Origin of the sequence: Nonomuraea sp. NPDC049725 (assembly GCF_040674795.1) — a bacterium.
GTDB classification, from domain to species: Bacteria; Actinomycetota; Actinomycetes; order Streptosporangiales; family Streptosporangiaceae; genus Nonomuraea; species Nonomuraea ceibae.
Genome location: NZ_JBFANJ010000002.1, coordinates 536,824 through 557,680 on the forward strand (window position 1 = coordinate 536,824; position 20,857 = coordinate 557,680).

19 protein-coding genes are annotated in these 20,857 nt (G+C 72.8%); 10 read left to right on the forward strand and 9 right to left on the reverse strand.

What is annotated here, in order from left to right; all coding sequences use genetic code 11:
- The first annotated feature begins 72 nt into the window (after positions 1 to 72).
- Positions 73 to 654: a TetR/AcrR family transcriptional regulator gene (locus AB0J53_RS06895; protein ID WP_357591568.1), complete on the forward strand. Its 582-nt coding sequence runs from the start codon at positions 73 to 75 to the stop codon at positions 652 to 654.
- On the opposite strand, the gene AB0J53_RS06900 is transcribed toward AB0J53_RS06895, so the two are convergent.
- The 4 genes from AB0J53_RS06900 to AB0J53_RS06915 all read right to left on the reverse strand — a co-directional run bounded on the left by AB0J53_RS06900 (position 643) and on the right by AB0J53_RS06915 (position 4,001).
- Positions 643 to 1,443, reverse strand: coding sequence for a hypothetical protein (locus AB0J53_RS06900; RefSeq protein ID WP_364169316.1), 801 nt, complete (start codon positions 1,441 to 1,443; stop codon positions 643 to 645). The two genes, AB0J53_RS06895 and AB0J53_RS06900, sit on opposite strands and share 12 nt — an antisense overlap.
- 15 nt (positions 1,444 to 1,458) lie before the next feature.
- Positions 1,459 to 1,758, reverse strand: a complete 300-nt coding sequence (locus AB0J53_RS06905; protein WP_049570503.1) for a DUF4193 domain-containing protein — start codon at positions 1,756 to 1,758, stop codon at positions 1,459 to 1,461.
- A 282-nt stretch (positions 1,759 to 2,040) separates the two neighbouring features.
- Positions 2,041 to 3,192: a HAMP domain-containing sensor histidine kinase gene (locus tag AB0J53_RS06910; RefSeq protein WP_364169320.1), complete on the reverse strand. Its 1,152-nt coding sequence runs from the start codon at positions 3,190 to 3,192 to the stop codon at positions 2,041 to 2,043.
- Between the two features lie 155 nt (positions 3,193 to 3,347).
- On the reverse strand, positions 3,348 to 4,001 hold the full coding sequence (locus AB0J53_RS06915; protein WP_219507742.1) for a response regulator transcription factor: 654 nt from the start codon (positions 3,999 to 4,001) through the stop codon (positions 3,348 to 3,350).
- 199 nt (positions 4,002 to 4,200) lie between these two features.
- On the opposite strand from AB0J53_RS06915, the gene AB0J53_RS06920 reads away from it, so the two are divergent.
- Complete coding sequence (locus tag AB0J53_RS06920; RefSeq protein ID WP_364169324.1) at positions 4,201 to 4,365, forward strand: hypothetical protein; 165 nt, start codon at positions 4,201 to 4,203, stop codon at positions 4,363 to 4,365.
- An 81-nt stretch (positions 4,366 to 4,446) separates the two neighbouring features.
- Here the strand turns inward: AB0J53_RS06920 and AB0J53_RS06925 are convergent, their stop codons facing one another.
- Positions 4,447 to 5,244 carry an inositol monophosphatase family protein gene (locus AB0J53_RS06925; protein ID WP_219507739.1) on the reverse strand — a complete coding sequence of 266 codons (798 nt, stop codon included), beginning with the start codon at positions 5,242 to 5,244 and terminating at the stop codon, positions 4,447 to 4,449.
- Entirely contained in the window at positions 5,244 to 7,259 is a 2,016-nt protein-coding gene (locus AB0J53_RS06930; RefSeq protein ID WP_364169328.1) for a prolyl oligopeptidase family serine peptidase, read from the reverse strand. Before AB0J53_RS06930 ends, AB0J53_RS06925 begins: the two co-directional genes overlap by 1 nt.
- Before the next feature lie 56 nt (positions 7,260 to 7,315).
- Between AB0J53_RS06930 and AB0J53_RS06935 the strand changes: the two genes are divergently transcribed.
- Entirely contained in the window at positions 7,316 to 8,263 is a 948-nt protein-coding gene (locus tag AB0J53_RS06935) for a ferrochelatase (RefSeq protein WP_364169331.1), read from the forward strand.
- Here AB0J53_RS06935 and AB0J53_RS06940 read toward each other — a convergent pair.
- Entirely contained in the window at positions 8,254 to 9,411 is a 1,158-nt protein-coding gene (locus tag AB0J53_RS06940) for a lytic transglycosylase domain-containing protein (protein WP_364169334.1), read from the reverse strand. The genes AB0J53_RS06935 and AB0J53_RS06940 overlap by 10 nt on opposite strands.
- A 90-nt stretch (positions 9,412 to 9,501) precedes the next feature.
- Here AB0J53_RS06940 and AB0J53_RS06945 point away from each other — a divergent pair, with 90 nt between their 5' ends.
- The 5 genes from AB0J53_RS06945 (at position 9,502) to sepH (ending at position 16,453) form a co-directional block, all read left to right on the forward strand.
- Positions 9,502 to 10,707, forward strand: a complete 1,206-nt coding sequence (locus AB0J53_RS06945; protein ID WP_364169337.1) for an MFS transporter — start codon at positions 9,502 to 9,504, stop codon at positions 10,705 to 10,707.
- A 78-nt stretch (positions 10,708 to 10,785) separates the two neighbouring features.
- Positions 10,786 to 11,481 (forward strand): polysaccharide deacetylase family protein, encoded by a 696-nt coding sequence (locus AB0J53_RS06950; protein WP_364169340.1) that lies wholly within the window; start codon positions 10,786 to 10,788, stop codon positions 11,479 to 11,481.
- Positions 11,482 to 11,519: 38 nt separating this feature from the next.
- Entirely contained in the window at positions 11,520 to 12,797 is a 1,278-nt protein-coding gene (locus AB0J53_RS06955) for a D-arabinono-1,4-lactone oxidase (RefSeq protein ID WP_364169343.1), read from the forward strand.
- An 87-nt stretch (positions 12,798 to 12,884) separates the two neighbouring features.
- Positions 12,885 to 13,826, forward strand: a complete 942-nt coding sequence (locus tag AB0J53_RS06960; protein ID WP_364169345.1) for a hypothetical protein — start codon at positions 12,885 to 12,887, stop codon at positions 13,824 to 13,826.
- A gap of 161 nt (positions 13,827 to 13,987) precedes the next feature.
- Complete coding sequence (gene sepH / locus AB0J53_RS06965; protein ID WP_364169348.1) at positions 13,988 to 16,453, forward strand: septation protein SepH; 2,466 nt, start codon at positions 13,988 to 13,990, stop codon at positions 16,451 to 16,453.
- A 256-nt stretch (positions 16,454 to 16,709) separates the two neighbouring features.
- Here the strand turns inward: sepH and AB0J53_RS06970 are convergent, their stop codons facing one another.
- Complete coding sequence (locus tag AB0J53_RS06970) at positions 16,710 to 18,350, reverse strand: PH domain-containing protein (RefSeq protein ID WP_364169351.1); 1,641 nt, start codon at positions 18,348 to 18,350, stop codon at positions 16,710 to 16,712.
- 119 nt (positions 18,351 to 18,469) lie between these two features.
- Positions 18,470 to 18,991: a PH domain-containing protein gene (locus AB0J53_RS06975; RefSeq protein WP_357591588.1), complete on the reverse strand. Its 522-nt coding sequence runs from the start codon at positions 18,989 to 18,991 to the stop codon at positions 18,470 to 18,472.
- Positions 18,992 to 19,087: 96 nt separating this feature from the next.
- On the opposite strand from AB0J53_RS06975, the gene AB0J53_RS06980 reads away from it, so the two are divergent.
- Both AB0J53_RS06980 and AB0J53_RS06985 read left to right on the forward strand, forming a co-directional pair.
- Positions 19,088 to 20,053, forward strand: a complete 966-nt coding sequence (locus AB0J53_RS06980) for an ATP-binding cassette domain-containing protein (RefSeq protein ID WP_219507728.1) — start codon at positions 19,088 to 19,090, stop codon at positions 20,051 to 20,053.
- A complete protein-coding gene (locus AB0J53_RS06985) occupies positions 20,050 to 20,856 on the forward strand; it encodes an ABC transporter permease (protein WP_364169356.1) in 807 nt (268 codons plus the stop codon). The genes AB0J53_RS06980 and AB0J53_RS06985 overlap by 4 nt, the downstream gene beginning before the upstream one ends.
- Position 20,857: the final 1 nt, after the last annotated feature.

The following is a 20,857-nucleotide window of genomic DNA, read 5'->3' on the forward strand; positions in this document are numbered from 1 at the left end:
CCCTCTTGACAGGGAACGACCGGACGGTTGAGTGTTTACCGAACATTCGGTCAGTTGACAAGGAAGACTTGCGTGGAACGCGAACGCAAACGCGGACATGACCCGGAGTCCGTGCTCGCCGTGGCCGTGCGCGTCTTCAACGAGCGCGGCTACGACGGGACCAGCATGGAGGACCTGGCCAGGGCGCTCGGCGTCACCAAGTCCGCCATCTACTACCACGTGCCGGGCAAGGAGCAGCTTCTCGCGCGGGCGCTCGACCGGGCGCTCGACGGGCTGACCGCGCTGGTCGCCGACGAGCGCGCCGCCTCGGGCCCGGCGATCGAGCGGCTGGAGCGGGTGGTGCGGCAGAGCGTGCGCATCCTGGTGGAGCGGCTGCCGTACGTGACGCTGCTGCTGCGGGTGCGCGGCAACAGCGCGACCGAGCAGCGGGCGCTGGAGCGGCGGCGGGAGTTCGACGCGTTCGTGAGCCACCTGGTCAAGGAGGCGGCGGCCGAGGGGAGCATCCGGCCGGACCTCGATCCGGCGCTGGTGACGCGGCTGCTGTTCGGCGCGGTCAACTCGATCACCGAGTGGTACCGGCCGGGGCGCGGCGGCTCGCCCGGCGAGCTGGCCGACGCGCTGGTCGCGATGACGTTCGGCGGGCTACGGGTTTAGCTCGGGACGCTCCCCCGGCGGCAGCGGGCTCTTGATCCGCAGGTCGTTGCGGATGGCCTCGCCGAGCTTCTTGGTGGCCATCCGGTTGAGCGCTCCCCCGGCCACGGCGCCGGTCAGGAACGGGCCCAGCGTGGTCAGGTGGCGGCCCAGCGTGCGCATCAGCCGGTTGCGCAGCGCGGTCTTGGTCGCCGCGCCGAGCGCGAGCGTCACCGAGGCGGGCGCCAGCGGGTCGATGCCGCGCTGCTTGGCCCAGGCGGCGGTGAACGCCACCGCGCGCTGGGCGCCGGTGCCCTGCACGTGCACGCCGTAGACCTCGTGCAGCTCGGCCAGGAGCTTGACCTCGATGGCGGCCACGACGATGGTCTCGGCGACGAGCTGGGCGGGAGCGGAGAGGAGGAGGGGTGGGGCGGCGAACTCCGCCGCGGCGAGCGCCCCGCCGATGGCCCCGACGGTCATCGTGGCCTTCTGCGCGGTGCGGACGAGGTCGTCGGCGAGCTCCTCGCCGGTCAGCCCCTGGTGGTGCTCGGACAGCGTGTGCAGGTCCCTGATGGGGATGCGGGGGGCGATGTTGAGGAAGACGTCGGCCAGCCAGCGACCGCGGCCCGCGCCGCTCTTCCTGGCCTTGCTCGCGCCCGTGGACAGGGCACGGGCTAGTCGGCCGAGCAGCCTGCGCCGCTCGGCCGGCTCGAGCTCACCGGGTGCGGTGAGCCTGCCCACGAGCTCGCCGACCTCCGACTCGGAGGCGGCGACCTCGTCGCCTGGTTGTTGATCCTTTTCAGGTGCGGCCACGCGGTTGCCTCCTTATCAGGCGGCGCACTCCCGGCAGACCTGCTGGCCGTTCTTCTCGGAGGCCAGCTGGCTGCGGTGGTGCACGAGGAAGCAGCGCGCGCAGGTGAACTCGTCGGCCTGGCGCGGGATCACGCGCAGGCTGAGCTCCTCGTTCGACAGGTCGGCGCCGGGCAGTTCGAGCGACTCGGCCAGATCGGTCTCGTCGATGTCGATGCTGCCGGACGACTTGTCGGTGCGCCGCGCCTGAAGCTCCTGGAGACTGTCCTCCCCAAGATCGTCGTCTGTCTTGCGCGGGCTGTCGTAGTCGGTAGCCATGATTACTCCATCCCCCTCATCAAATATGTCGTCGCGCTCGTCGCGCGTCTTCTAACGTCCGGGAGGCCCGTCTTGTGCCCGTTCCGCCGGGGAGATTTCCCATCGGTACCCCGCGGGAACGGACGGCGAACCTCCCAACACGCCAGGGCGTGACGCGTCCGGCAATGGTTAGCCAAATATGGCCGAACCCACAGCCTTGGCGTCATGCCCCACCGTGTTCGACGGCACATCCAACCACATGTGCGACGCGAACGAGACGCCCCGTGCAGGGCAACACGCCGATCAACGTCTTGGAAGCCTCATGGTGACCACAAGACCTCCGCCCTCCCGTGGGACGGCGTTGACGTTGCCGCCGTGCGCCTGCACCACGGCGCGGACGATGGACAGCCCAAGGCCCGCTCCCTTGGCCGAATCCACCCGATCGGCATTGAGCCTCCTGAACGGTTCGAACAGGCTGTTCACCTCGTACGCCGGGACGTGCTGCCCAGTGTTGGCCACCTGAACAACCAAGGCACCGTCCACCATTCCCGTCCGGATCCAGACTTTTCCGTTTTCGGGAATGTTGTACTTGACCGCGTTCTCAAGGAGGTTGCTGATCGAGCGTTCCAGCAGAACCGGGTCGCCCACGGTAGGCGCGCTGACCAGTTCGGTGGTGAATGTCACCCCGTGCTGCTCGGCGAACGGCAGCACCTGGTCGACCGCCGTCTGGGCGACCTCCCGGACGTCCAGCGGCTTGCGCACCGCCAGCTCGCGCTCGCTCCTGGCCAGCAGCAGCAGGCCCTCGATCAGCTTCTCGTTGCGGGCGTTGACCTCCAGGAGGGTGCGGCCCAGCGCCTTGAGGTCCTCCGACGCCTCGGGGTCCGACAGGGCGATCTCCAGGACCGTCCGGTTGATGGTCAGCGGCGTGCGCAGCTCGTGGGAGGCGTTGGCGACGAACCGGCGCTGGGCGTCGAAGGCGACGTTGAGCCGGGTGAGCATGTCGTCGAAGGTGTCGGCCAGCTCCTTGAGCTCGTCATCCGGCCCCTTGAGGTCGATGCGCTGGTGGGCCAGCGTGCTCTCCGACAGCTTGCGCGCCGAGGCGGTCATCTGCGCCACCGGCCGCATCGCCCGGTCGGCGACGAAGTAGCCGATGATGAGCGCCAGGATGCCGACGCCGGCCAGCGCCATGAACGAGCTCTGCACCAGCGCGTCCCGCGCCCTGGCCACCGCCTCCAGCCTGGCCGCGTCCCAGATCGCCTGCGTCTGCTGCTCCTGGGCCTGGCTCAGCCAGCCGCCGGTGTCGAGGGTCGGCCAGGCGTCGTCTATCGCGTTGCCCACGATGGCGTACACCGAGAACAGCAGCACGGCGGCGGCGGCGAAGACGAGCGCGCTGTAGGTGATCGTCAGCCGCCAGCGGATGCTGACCCTGCCGGGAAGCTCCTTCACACGCTCCATGGTGGAGCGCGAGGACGGCGGCGACGACGGCGGGGGCGGACCGTCCCAGGCGGGCGGCCCCTGAGGAGGCGGCGCCTGCGGGCGCACCCCCTTCCGCTCCGAGTGCGGGCTGATCATCGGATGCGTCGGCGCCGACGCACGGTCCGGCCGTTCCGTCACAACTTGTACCCAACTCCAGGCACAGTCTCGATCACCTGAGGCTCGCCCAGCTTCTTGCGCAACGTCATCATGGTCACCCGCACCACGTTGGTGAACGGGTCGATGTTCTCGTCCCAGGCCTTGTCGAGCAGGTCCTCCTGGCTGACCACGGCGCCCTCGGCGCGCATGAGCTCCTCCAGGACGGCGAACTCCTTCTTGGTGAGCACGATCTCCTTGCCCTCGCGCTCCACCAGCCGCTTGCCCGGGTCGAGCCGGATCCCGGCGCGCTCCAGCACCGGCGGCAGCGCCGGGGCCGAGCGGCGGCCCAGGGCACGTACCCGGGCGACCAGCTCGATGAACACGAACGGCTTGGCCAGGTAGTCGTCGGCGCCCAGGCCGAGACCCTCGACCTTGTCGTCCACGTCGCCCGAGGCGGTCAGCATGAGGATGCGCGAGGCGGTGCGCTGCTCGACCAGGCGGCGGCACACCTCGTCCCCGTGCACGACCGGCAGGTCACGGTCCAGGACGATCACGTCGTAGTCGATGTAGGAGGTGCGCTCCAGCGCGCCGCCGCCGTCGTAGGCGACGTCGACGGCCATGGCCTCGCGTCGCAGCCCTGTCGCGATCGCGTCGGCGAGCACCCGCTCGTCCTCGACCACCAGCACTCGCACCCTGGTACACCTCTTCCCGATCGTGGTGCCTCATTCTGCCCACAGCCTCGATAAGCGCACGGTAAGGCATGTGCGGGCCCGCCCGGACAGCGGTGACACAAGCGACAGTCAATTTCATGTTTCGGGACCGCGGGTGCCTGGGTACACCAGCCAAACACCTTTCGCCCCCACGAGAACGGACCCCGAGAGAGCAGGTGAGATGGGCGAGTTCACGACCACGATCGAAAGCCGCCTGAACCAGGCTTACCAGGGCCTGCGCGATGCCAGGAGCTCCGGCGACGACTACCTCGCCGACACGCTCACCGCCGAGATCGAAGACCTGCGCCGCCTGGCCGACGATCACGGCGTCCCGCTGCCCCGCTGAACCACCGACGGCCGGAGCCCCGGGCAAGGGGCTCCGGCCGTCGCATGCGCGGCACCGGTCGGTCGCGGGTCAGCCGCAGGGTCAGTCGCGCTCGGGGTGCAGCGGCGCGAGCAGGTCGTGCAGCTCCTCGAAGAGGCCCGGTGCGGCGCTGAGCGTGAGGTCGATGTTGGCCGGCCGGCCGCGCAGCCCGCCGACCCTGGCCCCGGCCTCGGCCGCCACCAGGCCCGCCGCGGCGTGGTCCCAGTAGTTGACGCCGCGCTCGAAGTAGGCGTCCACCCGGCCGCTCGCGACCGAGCAGAGGTCGACCGCGCACGAGCCGCCGCGCCGGATGTCGCGCACCTGGGGCAGCACGGCCGTCAGCGCCGCCGCCTGCTCCGCCCGGCGCGCCGCGTCGTAGCCGAACCCGGTGGCCACCAGGGCCTGCCCGAGCGGCGCCGCCGGGTTGACGCGCAGCCGCTCGCCGCCCAGCCACGCGCCCTCGCCGAGCGCCGCGGTGAACACCTCGCCGCGCGGCGCGACGTTCACCACGCCCGCGACGATCCGGCCGCCGGCCTCGACCGCGATGGACACGGCCCAGTCCGGCAGGCCGTACAGGAAGTTGACGGTGCCGTCGATGGGGTCGACGACCCAGCGCACGCCGGAGCCGTCGCCGCCCTCCTCGCCGCCCTCCTCCCCCAGGACGCGGTCGTCCGGCCGGGCGGCCCGGATGCGCTCGCGGATGAGCTCCTCCGAGGCCCGGTCGAGCGCGGTGACCACGTCGGTGGGGCTGGACTTGGTCTGGACGGCGCCCGGCTCGACGGACATCGTGGGCCGTTTGGCCAGCAGCATGTCGCCGGCCTCGCGGGCGATGTCCTCGGCCAGGCGCAGGAAGTCCGTCATCACGCCACCGAGTCCGGGCGCTTCCACTCCTGGCCGAGCACGTGCTGGGCGAGGAAGGCCAGGACCGTCTCGTACCAGGCGACGGCGTTGCCGGGCTTGAGGATCCAGTGGTTCTCGTCGGGGAAGTAGAGGAACTTCGACTCGACCTCCGAGCGGCGCAGGTCCCACCACAGGCGCAGCGCCTCGCCGATCGGCACCCGGTAGTCCTTGTCGCCGTGGATGACGAGCATCGGGGTGCTGATCTTGTCGAGCGCGCGGTGCGGGGAGAGCCGGGCGTAGCGGTCGGAGCCGGGCGCGCCGAACTCGCGCTGCCAGTAGGCGGAGGCGTCGGTGGTGCCGGCGAACTGGTCGAGGTTCCACAGCGAGGCGTGCGTGACGATGGCGCGGTAGCGGTCGCTGTGGCCGGCGATCCAGTTGGCCATGTAGCCGCCGAACGAGCCGCCCATCGCGCCGATGCGCTCGGCGTCGATGTCGTCCCTGGCCAGGGCCACGTCCACGATCGCGTCGAGGTCGGCCTGGGTGCGCGGGCCCCAGTCGCCCCAGCCTCGGTCGATCATGTCCTGACCGTATCCGGTGGACAGGCACGGGTCCGGCATCAACACGGCGTATCCGTGCTCGGCCATGATCCACGACTGCCAGCGCCACTGCCAGTCGTTCCAGGAGGCGACGGGGCCGCCGTGGATCCACAGCAGGAATGGCGCGGGCGACTCGGCCGAGGCGCCTTCCGGCAGGACGAGCCAGCCGCGGATCTCGGCGCCGTCGTCGGCGGTGGCGGTGATCTCGGTGAGCGTGCCGCGCACCTCGGGGCGCGGGACGGGCGAGAGCAGGTCGGTGACCTCGCCGGTGCCGGCGTCGACGCGGGCCGGGGCGGGTGCGAGGGCGATGCCGCTGCGCAGCGCGTACACGGTCCGGCCGTCGGGCGAGACGTTGAGCCCGAGGTAGGAGGCGTCGTCCTGGGTGAGGCGGACGGCCTCGCCGCCGCCGGGGGTGACGCGGAAGACCGGGCGGCGGCCACGGAAGTCGGCGACCAGGTAGACGGCCGAGGAGTCGGGCGCCCAGGCCACGTCCATCGGGAACAGGTCGCCGGCGTGCGGGCCGCCCTCGCCGGTGGCCACGTCGGCGATCCACAGCTCGACCCGGGCCGAGACGTCCAGGTCGGTGTGGCGCTCGCGCGAGCACGCCAGCCTGGTGCCGTCGGGCGAGACGGCCAGCGGGCCGCCGAAGTCGTGACCCTCCTCGCTGAGGAGCGTGCGCCGCTCGCCGGTGGCCACGTCGACGGCCACCAGGTCGATCCGGCTCTGCCCGGCCGACAGCGGGACGCGCCAGGTGGTGATCACCGTGCGGCCGTCGGGGGTGAGCTCGAAGGCGGCCTCGCGCAGCGCCTCGCCGGGCTCTGGGGTCAGCTCGCGCACGTCCTCCAGGCGGTCGGCGCCGAGCCTGCCGGTGAACAGCCGGGTACGGCCGGGGCCGAGGTCGTGGTCCCAGTAGCGCACCGGGTAGCCCTCGTGCAGGATGGCGCTGATCCCGGCGTCCTTGCGCGCCTTGCGCCGCTCCTCCTCGTCCGCCTCGTCGCCGTCGAGCACGTCGGAGGCGAACACCACCACGTCGCCGGCGGTGCGGACGGCGCCGATGCCGCCGGGGCGGCTCGCCACCTGGCGGGCCTCGCCGCCCTGGCGCGGCAGCAGCCACAGCGCGGGCGTCTCGTCCCCGTCGTCCTTCGCGGTGGGGTCGGGGCGGGCCGAGGTGAACAGGAGGTCCCCGGAGGCGGTGAAGACCGCCTGGGTCTCCCCCTTGGCCGACCTGGTCAGCCGGTACGGCTCGCCACTGGGCCCACTGCCGGGCTCACTGCCGGGCTCGCCGTCCGGCGTGACGGCCCACAGGGCGGTCCCGTACGACTTGCCGTCGGGGTTGAGCGACTGCACGGCCGACACGAGGCGGGAGCCGTCGGGTGAGAGCTTCAGGGAGAGAACTCGGGGGATCGCGACATAATCGCGAATGTCGTGAAATGCGGTCACCCATCCGAACCTACCTCGTGAGAGGACCACGGGCACGCGCGCATAAGGTTGCTCACGTGGGAGATTACGACGCGCTGCTGGTGCTGTCGTTCGGCGGTCCCGAGGGCCCCGACGACGTGCTGCCCTTCCTGGAAAACGTGGTGCGGGGCCGCGGGGTGCCCCGGGAGCGGCTGATGGAGGTCGCCGAGCACTACCAGAGCTTCGGCGGCGTCAGCCCGATCAACCAGCAGTGCCGCGACCTGGTCGAGGCGCTGCGCCCGATCGTCGGCGTGCCGGTTTACTGGGGCAACCGCAACTGGCACCCGTTCGGCGAGGAGACCGTCAAGCGGATGGCCGGCGACGGGGTGCGCAGGGCGGCGGTCTTCGCCACCTCCGCCTACGCCGGCTATTCGAGCTGCCGCCAGTACTACGAGGACATCGCCCGCATCTCCTTCGAGGGCGGCCCCGAGCTGGTCAAGATGCGCCACTTCGGCGACCATCCGTCGTTCGTCGAGGCGATGGCCGACCACACCCGGCAGGCGCTGGAGCGGCTGGGCCGCGACGACGCCCGGCTGGTGTTCACCGCCCACAGCATCCCGGTCACGATGGCCGAGACCGCGGGCCCGGCGGGCGGCCTGTACGAGACGCAGCTGCGCCGCACGGCCCGGCTCGTCAGCGAGGCTCTCGGCCGCGACGAGCCCTGGGACCTGGTGTGGCAGTCGCGCAGCGGCCCGCCGCAGGTGCCGTGGCTGGAGCCGGACGTCTGCGACCACCTGCGCCAGGTCGACGCGGGCTCGGTGGTGCTGGTGCCGATCGGGTTCGTCTCCGACCACATGGAGGTCGTCTACGACCTCGACACCGAGGCCCGTCAGGTGGCCGCCGAGATCGGGCTGCCGATGGAGCGGGCGGCGACCGCGGGCACTCATCCGGCCTTCGTGCGGATGGTGCGCGAGCTGATGGACGAGCCCGAGCCGGTCGCCTGCGCGCTGACTTGCTGCCCGGCCCCGCGCCGCCGTCAGGCGTAGGCGCGGGCGTAGGCCTCGGCGATGCTCAGGACCTTGTTCACGTAGTCCCACGAGTGGTTGTAGTGCCACACGGCCTTGCGCAGCTTCTCGCCGCCCTGGCCGGCGCCCGTCTTGCACAGGTAGTTGGCCGCGCCCGGCACCGCGTCGTACGGGCTCCAGATGTCACGCTCGCCGTCCCCGTCGCCGTCGACCCCGTACGCCTTCCAGGTGGCGGGCATGAACTGCATCGGCCCGAGCGCGCCCGCGCTGGACGGGCCGTTGTTGCGCCCGTGCCCGCTCTCCACCTGCCCGATCGCGGCCAGCACGGTCCACGACAGGCCGGGGCAGCGGGTCGCCGACTGCTTGTACAGCTCCAGGTAGCTGCCGGGCCGGGCGGCCGTGGCCGTGGCGGGCTGCTCGCGCTTGGCCTCGGTACGCCGCGCGGCGCCCAGCATGACGACCTGGCTGCCCTTGCCGAGCACCTTGCGCACGCCCTTCTCGCTGATGCCGCCCTCCTTGCCGTGCAGCAGCACCGCCACGCCCTGCGCCATGCCGAGGGTGCGGCCCAGGTCGGCGCCGACCAGGCCGTCGACGCCGGTCAGCCCGAGCGGGGCCGACGCGCCCACGCGCAGCCTCGGCCCGCCGTCCACCTGGTAGTACGCGCCCAGCGTCAGGCCGTACTTGCGCATGGCCGCCGAGTCGGCGACGACCTCGCCCCGGGCCAGCGCGCTCCACACGCCGGGCTGGTCGGCGACGACCTTGGGGGTCCAGGAGCGGAAGTCGGCGGGGTCGACGGCGAGCAGGTTCAGCCCGGTGCCCGACACCTTGACCGAGCCGGCGTCGACCACGAGGGCCTTCTGCACGTGCTTGAGCGCGGCGAGCCGGTGGCGGGCCTGCTGGGGCACGGTGCCGGGGGCGATGGCGAGCACCCGGGGCGGGGTGGGCGTGACACCGGCGCCGCCCTGGCCGAAGTCCTTGACAGGGGCCGTCGTGGGAACGAGCTTGTCGAGCGCGGGGGTCTCCCGCCGCACGGTCCGGGGCGGCGGCGCCGTCGTCGTCTCGAACGGGTCCTCGCCCAGGAGCAGCACGACGCCCGCGGCCGCGAGCGTGACGGTGAGCACCGCGGCGACCATGAGCAGTGCGCCGCGCAAAGAGGGAAGACCGGACACGCGGCACACGTTAACCCACGTGCCGGAAACAGGTTGCGATCCGGACAGATGATGCGCGAGGGTGTGTCGGCACAGTAAGGAGAAACGCGGATGGTCGGGCCTTACCGGGGGTTGTTCAAAGGGCCCGGCGTCAAGGGTTTCGTGCTGGCCGGCTTCGTCGGCCGGATGCCGATGTCCATGCTCGGCATCGGGGTCGTGCTGCTCATCGAGGGCGTCACGGACTCCTTCGCGGTCGCCGGCGCGGTGGCCGGGGCCTGCAACGTCGCCTTCGCCGTGGCCGCCCCCATGTCGGCGCGGCTGACGGACCGGTTCGGCCAGAGCCGGGTGATCGTCCCCTTCGCCACCCTGAACGCGCTCGCGCTCGCCGCCCTCATGCTCAGCGCCGGGCTCGGCCTGCCCGACTGGACGCTGTACGTGTCGGCGCTGCTGGTCGGGGCCACGTCGCTGTCGCTCGGCTCGATGGTGCGGGCCCGCTGGTCCCACGCGCACAGCGGGTCGGCCAAGCTGCACACGGCCTTCGCGTTCGAGTCGGTCATCGACGAGGTGATCTTCGTCACCGGCCCGGCCCTGGTCACCGTGCTGGCCACGGCCGTCAACCCGTTCGCCGGGCTGGTCGTGGCGCTGGTGTGCATGTTCACCGGCTCGCTCGCGCTCGCGCTCCAGCGGCGCACCCAGCCGCCGATCCAGCCGGTCAGGACCGGCGGGGGCGGCAGCCCGATCCTCATCCCCGGCATCGCCCTGCTGTCGTGCGTCTACCTGGGGCTCGGCGCGGTCTTCGGGTCGGTGGACCTCATCACGGTGGCCTTCGCCACCGAGCACGGCGCGAAGGGCATGTCGGGATTCCTGCTGGCCGCCTTCGCGGGCGGCTCGATGGTGTCGGGCCTGTGGTTCGGCTCGCGGCACTGGCAGATCTCGCTGCGCGGCCGGTTCGTCCGCTCGCTGGGCGTGTTCGTCGTCGGGCTGCTGCCGATCATGTTCATCGGGAGCGTGCCGGTCATGGCGGCCGGGCTGTTCCTGGCCGGGCTGGCCATCTCGCCGACGCTCATCACCGGCTTCTCGCTCACCGAGCGGCTGGTGCCGTCGTCGCTGCTCACCGAGGGCATGGCGTGGATCTCGACGGCGATCGGGCTCGGCGTCGCGCTGGGCGCCTGGGCCGGCGGTCAGCTCACCGAGCTGTACGGGCCGTCCAACGCCTACGCCTTCTCCCTGGGGGCCGCGGTCTTCGCCGTCGTGGTCGGGCTCGCAGGTTCGGGTTTCCTGAGACTTCCCGAAGCGCCTTCACCGGCCAAGAGCTGATCCGCTACGGTCGAGACATCCCTCGCAACATCCATCACATTGGAAACATTGCTTATGTCCCGACATCTCAGTTCACTCTTGGCCATCGCGGCTGTCACGGTCGCCCTCGCTCCCGCCCCCGCGCTCGCGGCCCCCGCCGAGGAGGAGGTCGACTGCACGAAGGTCAAGTGCGTGGCGCTGACCTTCGACGACGGCCCCGGCAAGTACGCGGGCACGCTGCTCGACACGTTGAAGAAGTACGACGCCAAGGCGACGTTCTTCCTCGAAGGCCAGTACGTGAAGAGCCGCCCCTCCTACGTCAAGCGGATGGCCGCGGAGGGGCACGAGCTGGGCAACCACAGCTACAAGCACCCCGACTTCACCAAGCTGACCGCGCCCGCGATCCGCTCGGAGATCCAGCGGACCAACGACGAGATCAAGAAGGCGGCCGGCGTCGAGCCCAAGCTGCTGCGTCCGCCGTACGGCATGTCGGACCTGACGACGTCGGAGGTCGCCGCCGAGTTCGGCATGCCGATCATCCTGTGGACCGGCGGCTCGGCCGACTGGAGCTCCAAGAACGAGGAGGCGATCAAGAAGCAGACGCTCAAGGTCGCCAAGCAGAACAGCATCGTCCTCATGCACGACTGGGTGAAGCAGACCGTCGACGCGATGCCGTCGATCATCCGGACGCTGCAGAAGAACGGCTACCACCTCGTCAAGGTGAGCGACATCGTCAAGCACGAGAATCTGAAGGCCGGTGACACGTTCCCCCTCCCCGAGGGCTGGGATAAGTGAGTATCGTTCGCGTTTAGTCGGACGACAGGGGTGTGCGCGTGGCCTTCATCAACTGGGCGGGGAACCAGGCCATCGAACCCGCCGAGGTACGCGTCCCCACCTCCACCGGCGACGTCGTCCGGGCCGTGCGTGACGCGGCGGCGAGCGGGCGGCGGCTGCGCATGGTGGGAACGGGCCACTCCTTCACCGGAGTGGCCCTCACCGACGGCCTCATGCTCCGCCCCGACGGGCTGACCGGCGTCGTCTCCTGGCACGACGACAGCGTCACCGTCCTGGCCGGCACCCCGCTCCGCACGCTCAACGAGCTGCTCGGCGAGCGCGGCCTGGCCCTGGCCAACATGGGCGACATCACCGAACAGACCGTCGCGGGCGCCATCCAGACCGGCACCCACGGCACCGGCCGCGACACCGGCGGCCTGGCCGACCAGGTCACCGCCCTGGAGCTGGTGCTCGCCGACGGCACCGTGACCACCGCCGGGCCCGGCGAGGACCTGTTCGACGCCGCCCGGGTCGGCCTGGGCGCGCTCGGCGTGCTCACCACCGTCACCTTCCGCGTCGAGCCCGCGTTCCTGCTGCGCAACGAGCGCCGGCGGATGCCGCTGACCCGCATCCTCGACTCGCTCGACGAGCTCACCTCGGGCAACGAGCACCTGGACTTCTTCTGGCTGCCGCACACCGACGCGTGCCTGGTCAAGACCAACAACCGCCACCCCGGACCGGCCAGCCCGCCCGGCGCGTTCCGGCACTGGCTCGACGCCGTCCTCCTGGAGAACACGCTGTTCGGCGCCGCGTGCGCCGCCGGCGCCCGCGTCCCGGCGCTGATCCCGCGCATCAACGCCGTCAGCGCCGCCGCCCTCGGCGACTCCGCCTCCGTCGACACCTCGTACAAGATCTTCACCGCCCGGCGGGACGTGCGCTTCCTGGAGATGGAGTACGCGATCCCGCGCGAACGGCTCGGCCAGGCGCTGCGCGAGACCCGCGACCTGATCGAGCGGACGGACTGGAAGATCACCTTCCCCGTCGAGGTCCGCGTCACGCCGCCGAGCGACGCGTGGCTGTCCACCGCCTACGGGCGGCCGACCGCCTACCTCGCCTGCCACGTCTACCGGCCCACGCCCAACCCCGCCTACTTCGCCGGCGTCGAGGAGATCATGACCCGGCTCGGCGGGCGGCCCCACTGGGGCAAGCTGCACACCCGCGACGCCGCCTACCTGGCCACCGTCTACCCGCGCTTCGCCGACTTCACCGCGCTGCGCGACCGGCTCGACCCCGGGCGCCTGTTCGCCAACGCCTACCTGGACACCGTCCTCGGCTAAGCCTTTGGTAAAGAACCGGCTGGCGAATCGACGGGATCGCGTGTCCCGTACCCCGTGAGCGGCCCGCGGGCGGCACCCTCTTCGCTCGTGCCCCGACGATTCGGCCTGCCCTCCCTGTACCTCGCGGCGGCCGTGGTCACCGCCGCCGCGACGGCCGTCACCACCGCTGTCCCCCTCATGACGCCCGCCTCCGGCCTGGCCGCTCGGCCCCGCCACGCCGAGCCCGCGCGCCCGTACATCGTCACCGCGCGCGACCGGGCGGCCGCCCGCGACCTCGTCGGCGAGGTGCGCTGGCGGGTGCGCCGCTACTACACCGCCGCCCTGCCCGGCTTCGCCACCGTGCTCAACGCCGCCGAGGAGGCCGAGCTGCGCGCCGACCCGCGCGTGCTCGCCCTCGAACCCGACCGCGCGATCCGCCCCGCCCCCGGGCGCGCGGCCACCCCCGCCCGCACCCCCGGCGGGCGCGGCGTCACCGTGTACGTGGTCGGCAGCGGCATGGACGTGGACCGGTTCGGCGACCGCGCCTGGCGGGCCTTCGACGCCACGGGCGGCACCGGCCACGACTGCACCGGGCACGGCACCCGCGCCGCCCGCGCCGTCGCCGCCGCCGCGCCCCAGGCCAGGATCGCCTCCGTCCGGACGCTCGGCTGCCACGGCGCCGGCAGGCTCTCGGACGTGCTCGCCGGGCTCGACTGGGTGCGCCGGCACGCGCGCGGCCCCGCCGTCACCAGCGTCCCGCTCGACACCGCCGGCTCCCCCGCCCTCACCACCGCCCTGCGCGCCCTCGTCAGATCCGGCGTCTTCGTCACCGCCACCGGCCCCGGCGCCTGCCGGACCGCGCCCGGCGAACCCGCCTACACCGCCGCCGCACCCCATCTCGCCGGCGCCGCAGCCGGATACCTGGAGTCCCATCCGGGCGCGAATCCGGCGGATCTGGCGACTTGGCTCAAGTGCCCGGCGGTGCGCGGCGCGATTCGCCAGAATCCGTCGAGGAGCTCTAACCTCCTCCTGCGCACCGGTGGGCTCTGAAGGGGATGGATTCGTCAAATGTGACCGGCGTCACATCGCCTCCGGGCTATCCCAGGAAGGCGATGTTCGGACATGCCGGGTACGGTGCTGGCAGGCAACCGGCACACGCGAGAGACTCAAGGGTCCGGGGGAAGAATGGCGACGCTGACGAAGGGACTCGCATGCAGGAGCTCCGACTCGTCGCGGTGAGTGAGGACGGCACCTACCTCGTGCTGGCGACTGCCGGACGGGGTACACGCTTCACGCTCCCCGTGGACGACCGGCTCCGTGCTGCCGTCCGCGGCAACTTCTCCCGTCTCGGCCAGTACGAGATCGAAGTGGAGAGCCCGTTGCGTCCCAAGGAGATCCAGGCCCGCATCCGAGCAGGTGAGACCGCGGAAGAGATCGCCGCGACCGCCGGCATCCCGGTCGAGCGCGTCCGCTGGTTCGAGGGCCCGGTCCTCCAGGAGCGCGAGTACGTCGCCCAGCAGGCCCAGCGCGTCACCGTCCGCATGCCCGGCGAGTCCTCGCCCGGCCCCACCCTCGGCGAGCTCGTCGCCGAGCGCCTCAACCGCCGCGGCGTGCCCACCGACGAGATCGACTGGGACTCCGCCAAGCGCGACGACGGCCTGTGGCGGGTCAAGCTCGGCTACGTGTGGAACGGTCACACGAGACACGCCGAATGGCTCTTCGACCCGCGCCGCCGCCACGTCACCCCGCACGACGACGAGGCGCTGCGCCTGTCGTCCGCCGACTTCGACCCCGACCCCGTGACCGAGGACACCACGGTCACGCCCTTCACGCCCCGCGTCGCCAAGCTCCAGCCGGTGCCGCCGCTGGCCTCCGACCCGCTGCCGTTCCCCTCGGTCATCCGCAACGAGCCCGATCCGGAGCCCGCCCTGGAGGCGCCGTTCGACCGGCAGCCGCCGCGCGACCCCGCCCGGGAGACCGGCCAGACCCGCCCCGCCGCCGACCCGCACCGCCGGGCCGGCTCCTCACCCTGGCTGCCCGACTTCGGCCAGTCACGGGCGACGGACTCCGAGTCCTTCTACGCCCCCCGCCCCACCCGCGACCCCGACCCCCAGCCTTCCTTCACCCCGCCACCGGCCGCGCCACCGGCCCCGCCATCGCCCGCCGCGTCCTCGCCCTCGGCCGAGCCGTACGCGCCCGCCGAGTCGCGGCCGCCTGCCGAGACCCGGTCGCCCGAGCCGCCGTCGCCGTACAGGTCGTCGCCGCCCTCCTTCCTGCCGCCATCGGCCTCACCGTCCTCCGCCCAGCCCGAGGACACCGCCGTCCCGTCCCTGCCCGCCGCCGCCGCTGCGGCCCCCCCGGCCGCCGACGTCCCAGCCCCGGACACCGAGGCTCCCGCGCAGGCCCAGCCCGCGACGGCACCGGCCGCCCACCAGGAGCCGGCCCCGGCCCCGCTGGCTGCCACGCCCGCCGAGCCCGCCGCCCCGGAGCCTTCACCGGCGACCAGCGACACCACGCCTCAGGCAGCGACCCCCGAGCCTGCCGCAACGCCGTCCCAGCCCACGCCCACGCCGGCCGCCGAAGCAGCCGCCCCCGAGACCGCGCCCGCCACCCCGGACACCGCACCGGCAACGCCGGATGCCGCCCCGGAAACGCCCGCCGCCGCCCCGACCCCCGTCGAGGCGGCCACCGCCTCCCCGGAGGCCCCGGCGCCCGCTGCCCCGGCGCTCCCCGTACAGGAAGAGAGCGCCCGCACCGACGCGACCCTGCCCACCACAGCGGACCAGCCGAAGCCCCCTGCCCAGGAGGCTCCGGCCCCGTCCGCCACCCCTGCCGAGGCAACCCAGGACGAGGCCCCCACGGCCGCCGCCACCCCGGAACCCGCAGCGCCCCAGGCCGCCGCCACCCCGGAACCAGCGCCGGAGGCCGCCGAGAAGCCGGCCACCCCGCTCCCGGAGCCCGCCACCGCGCAGCCCACCGAGCCCGCGAAGACCGAGGACTCCCTGGAGCCCACCCAGCCCGAGGCCGCACAGGCCGCCGAGCCGGACAAGCCCGCCCAGCCGGTCACCACCACAGCCGACGAGCCCGCACAGTCCGAGGCGGCCAAGGCCGAGGAGCCCGTCGCCAAGTCCGACGCGCCCACCGAGGCCGAAAAGCCCACGCAGCCCGACACCACCACAGCGGAGGAGCCTGCGGAGCCAGCCGCCGCCAAGGCAGAAGAGCCCGTCGTCACCAAGTCCGACGAGCCCGCCCAGCCCGAGGAACCCGCACAGCCGGTCGCGGTCAAGGCCGACGAGCCCGCACAGGCGGACGCCACCAAGGCCGAGGAGCCCACCGCCGCGAAGGCAGAAGAGCCCGCCGAGCCCGAGGTTCAGAGCGAGCCCGAGGAGGCCGCCGCCTCCACCACGCCCCCCGAGCCTGACGTACAGGCTGAGGCCGAAGCCAAGGGGGCGGCGCCCAAGCCGGGGCCGAAGCCCGGGCCCAAGCCGGTGCCCGCGGCACGGCCGAGCGAGGAGGACGCGAAGGACAAGCCGGCGGCCAAGGAGGAGCCGCCGGTGCCGGTCCCGTCTCCCCCGCCCGCCCCGGCTGCCCGGCAGGCCCGCAAGGGTTCGCGGGGCCGTCGCGCCTCGGTGCCGACGTGGGACGAGATCATGTTCGGCGCCCGCCGCCAGGACTGACCCGCCACATCCGCGCAGAACGACCGGGTGGAGCTGGATGACAGCCCCACCCGGTCACAAACCCGCCGTAAGCGACCTTCTTCGCCCCCGGATCCCCCAAGAACGGGCGCGGTCAGGACGGTTGCAGAGCGTCGAAGAAGGCTAGGGCGTCGGCGGGGTCCGGGCTCACGAGGCGTTCCAGGCCGACGGCCGTCATCGCCGCCCATCGACCGGCCCGTGGCCGCCAGGCTGGCCGCCCGCCCCGCTTGACCGGCCCTCAGGACCCTCCCGGGCCGTCCGGGCCGTCCGGGCCGTCAGAGCTCTCGCCGCCCTGCTCGAAGCCGTCCCCGTGCCGCTCGGAGCCGTCCCCCTGCCGCTCAGAGAGCTCCCCGTGCCGCTCGGGGACGTGCCCGCCCCGCTCGGGGACGGGTGCCAGGAAGGGGGCCAGCCAGTCGGGCGTCACCTCGGCCGGGAAGTCCCTGGCCTGGGCCTCGGAGACGTCGACGGCCGAGTAGCCGCCCCGGCCCGCGCCCACGCCCGCCGTCAGCGTCACGACGCCGGCGCGCCGCTGGAACCAGGTCTGCCGCAGCCGCCACCCCACGACGGCGCGCCGCTCCACCACGGCCTGCGTACGCCGCAGCGACCCGCCGCGGACGGTCACCCGCTCGCCGTCGTAGCCGTGGCCGAGCGAGCGGTAGCGGTCGAGCCCGAGCGGCACCCCGACGGCGGCCAGCAGCAGGGCCAGCACCAGGACGATCCACCAGATCAGCGAGGCGGTCAGCACGGCGGCCGCGGTGGCGAGCGCGGCGACGGCCAGCCACGGGAAGACGGCGCGGAACAGCCGCCGGTTGCGCGCCACCGGCGGATGGGGGCGCAGCTCCGCCCGGTAGGGGCCGACGGCGTCGCCGGTGACCTGGCGGGCGACGGCCCTGGGCACCACCGGCAGGAGCTGGCCGCGCGTCTCGGAGTCGCCCAGGCCGGTCACGATGGCCCAGGCCCTGGCGACGCCGGCCCAGCGTTCGGCGAGGCCCTCGGCGATCTCGTAGCCGCGTACGCGCCGCGACTCGAGCGACACGCTGCGCCGGTTGACGAGCCCGCGTTCGGCGACCAGGTAGCCGTCGCGCCGTTTGAGCTTGAAGTCCCAGTTGAACACCGCGTACATCACGCCGCCCACGAACGGCATGGCCACCACGAGCAGCACCGCGATCGCCACGAGCAGCCACGGGTGCTCCCAGAGCCAGGTGCCGGCCGTCCAGGCGGCGTCCCTGCCGAACCCGAGCTCGTCCCCCCACTGGAACGCCAGCCCCACCGCGCCGCCCGCCAGCGCGAACGGGGTGAGCAGGTAGGCCCCCGACAGCGGCCCGTACAGCAGCCACCGGCGCGGCACGGCGGTGATGACGCGCTCCTCCGGCTCGTGCGGCCGCTCCGGCACGGCGCCCGGCCCGGCGGGGTCGAGGACGCCCTCGGGCACGGCGGTCGCGACCCCGGAACCGGCGGGGTGCGCGTGGCGGGCGGCTGCCGCGCGGCGCAGGAGGACGGGCTTGAGGCGTTCGGCCTCGTGGCGGGTGACGCCGTCGAGCGTGGCCTCGCCGTCGCCGCCGCTCGCCCCCGTGTCGATCTTCAGCACGGACAGGCCGAGCAGCCGGTGCATGGGCGGGGTGGACACGTCGACGCCGCGCACCCGTTCGAGCGGGATCGTCCGCACCGACCGGCTGATCAGCGAGCGCTTGATCTCCAGCCGGTCGCCGATGATCTCGTACGTGAACGTGGCCCAGCGGACGACCGCGAACACCACGGTGCCGACCAGGCCCAGCGCCGCCCACAGGTAGGACCGGCCGGAGAAGCCGCCCACGACGAGCACGCCGACGAGCGGCACGAGCAGCGACGGCAGCATCCGGACCGGGTCGATGAGCAGCACCTTGGGGCTCAGCCTGAGCGGCGCCCGGGGCGGCGGGAACGTACCGGGCCCCTCCGGCGGCGGGCCCGCGGGACCCTCCGGAAGGGACGGCGGCGGAGGGGGCGGAGGCGGGGCGCCGGTCACGTGGCGTCGTCCCTGAGCTGCTCGGCGCGGCGGGCGAGCTCTTCGGCGAGCCCGGCCGCCACCTGGTAGTCGAGCCCCTTGATCGTGGAGGACCCGGCGTGCGAGGCGGTGCGGATCTCCAGGGTCGCCAGCCCGAGCATCCGTTCCATCCACCCCTGTCCCTTGTCGACCGTCTGGATGCGGCTGACCGGCACGAACACCCACTCCCGGGTCAGGAACCCCTGCCGGGCGTAGACGACATCTCCCGACAACTCCCACCGGTGCACCGCGTAGCGCACGAACGGCTCCGCCACCAGGAACGGCGTCGTCAGCACGCCCACGACGACCGGCAGCAGCCACGGCGCGCTGGCGAACCAGCCGGGCACCCACGACCAGCCGCTGCCGCCCACCCAGCCGCCCACGAGGATGGACCCGCCCACGAGCAGCACGAACCCGATCAGCGCCTCCAGCAGCCAGAGCCCGCGGGCTCTGGGCGAGACGCGGTTCGCCGGATCGCGGAGCGGGCCAGTTGAGTTCACGACTCCAGCTTAGGGCTCGCGCCCATGTCAGCGATCTGTCAGCGGCCGGTGGAGCATGTGGGCAAAGTGTCAGTGGCGTCGGGCAGGGTGATGCCCATGGGATACGCGATTGAAGCCGAAGGCCTGGTGAAGCACTACGGCGAGACCAAGGCGCTCGACGGCGTCGACCTCGCCGTGCCGGCCGGCCGGCTGCTCGGCGTGCTCGGGCCCAACGGCGCGGGCAAGACCACGGCCGTGCGCATCCTGGCGACCCTGCTGGTGCCCGACGCCGGGCGCGCTTCGGTGCTCGGTTACGACATCGGCCGCCAGGCGCACCAGGTCAGGTCGCTGATCGGCCTCACCGGGCAGTACGCCGCCGTCGACGAGATGCTCACCGGGGTGGAAAACCTGATCATGATCGGCCGGCTGCTCGGCCTGTCCCGGAGCGAGGCGCGGCGGGAGGCGACGGCGCTGCTGGAGCGGTTCGACCTGACCGAGGCCGGGGGGCGGGCCGCCAAGACGTTCTCGGGCGGCATGCGCAGGCGGCTCGACCTGGCCGCGAGCCTGGTGGGCCGGCCGAAGGTGCTGTTCCTCGACGAGCCCACCACCGGCCTCGACCCGCGCAGCCGCACCGAGTTGTGGGGCGTGGTGCGCGGCCTGATGGCCGACGGGGTGACCGTCCTGCTCACCACCCAGTATCTGGAGGAGGCCGACCAGCTCGCCGACGACATCGTGGTCTTCGACCACGGCAAGGTGATCGCGACCGGCACCTCCGACCAGCTCAAGGCCACCACCGGCGCCCAGGTGCTGGAGGTGCGGCCGATGGAGGAGCACCAGCTGGAGCTGGTGGCCAAGGTCGTCACCGACGTCGTGGAGGAGACCCCGGCGATCGCGGGCGGCAAGGTCACCGCCGCCGTGCGCGACCCGGCCGTGGTGCCCGCCGTCGTGCGCCGCCTCGACGACCTCGGCATCGTGGCCACCGAGCTGGCGCTGCGCAAGTCCAGCCTCGACGAGGTGTTCCTGGCGCTGACCGGGCACCGCGCCGAGGAGCCGGAGAAGACCGACGAGGAGACCTACGCATGACCGCGACCACCGCCTCCCTGCCCGCGCCGCCGAGGCGGGTGAGCCCCGGCGCCACGGTCGGCCAGACGATGACGCTGGCGTGGCGCAGCCTGGTGCAGATCAAGCACAACCCGTGGGAGCTGCTCGATCTCAGCATCCAGCCGATCATGTTCCTGCTGCTGTTCACGTACGTGTTCGGCGGCGCGATCTCCGGCTCGACGGGCGACTATCTGCAGTTCGCGCTGCCCGGCCTGCTCGTGCAGAACGCGCTGTTCTACACGCTGTCCACGGCGATCGGGCTCAACACCGACATCACCAAGGGCGTCTTCGACCGGCTGCGGAGCCTGCCGATCGCGCGCACCGCGCCGCTGGCCGGGCGGGTCATCGCCGACACGTTCAAGCAGGTGTGGGCGTTCGCGCTGCTGGTCGGGTTCGGGATGGCGCTCGGGTTCCGGGTCACGACCGGCGTGGCCGGGCTGCTGGGCGCGCTGGCGCTGCTGGTGGTCGTGGCGCTGGCGATGTCGTGGATGTCGGTGCTGATCGGGCTCAAGGCGTCGAGCCCGGAGAAGGTGCAGATGGTGGCCTTCTCGGTGATGATGCCGCTGACGTTCACCAGCAGCGCGCTGGTGTCGCCCGACACGTTCCCGGGCTGGCTGAAGGCGTGGTCCGACGTCAACCCGGTGAGCCACCTGTCCGACGCGATCCGCGGGCTGATGATCGGCGGCGAGGTGGCCTCCCCGGCGCTGGTGTCGCTGCTCTGGTCGGCGGGCTTCGTGGTGGTGTTCGCGCCGCTGGCCATCAGGGTCTTCCGCACCCGGCTCTGAC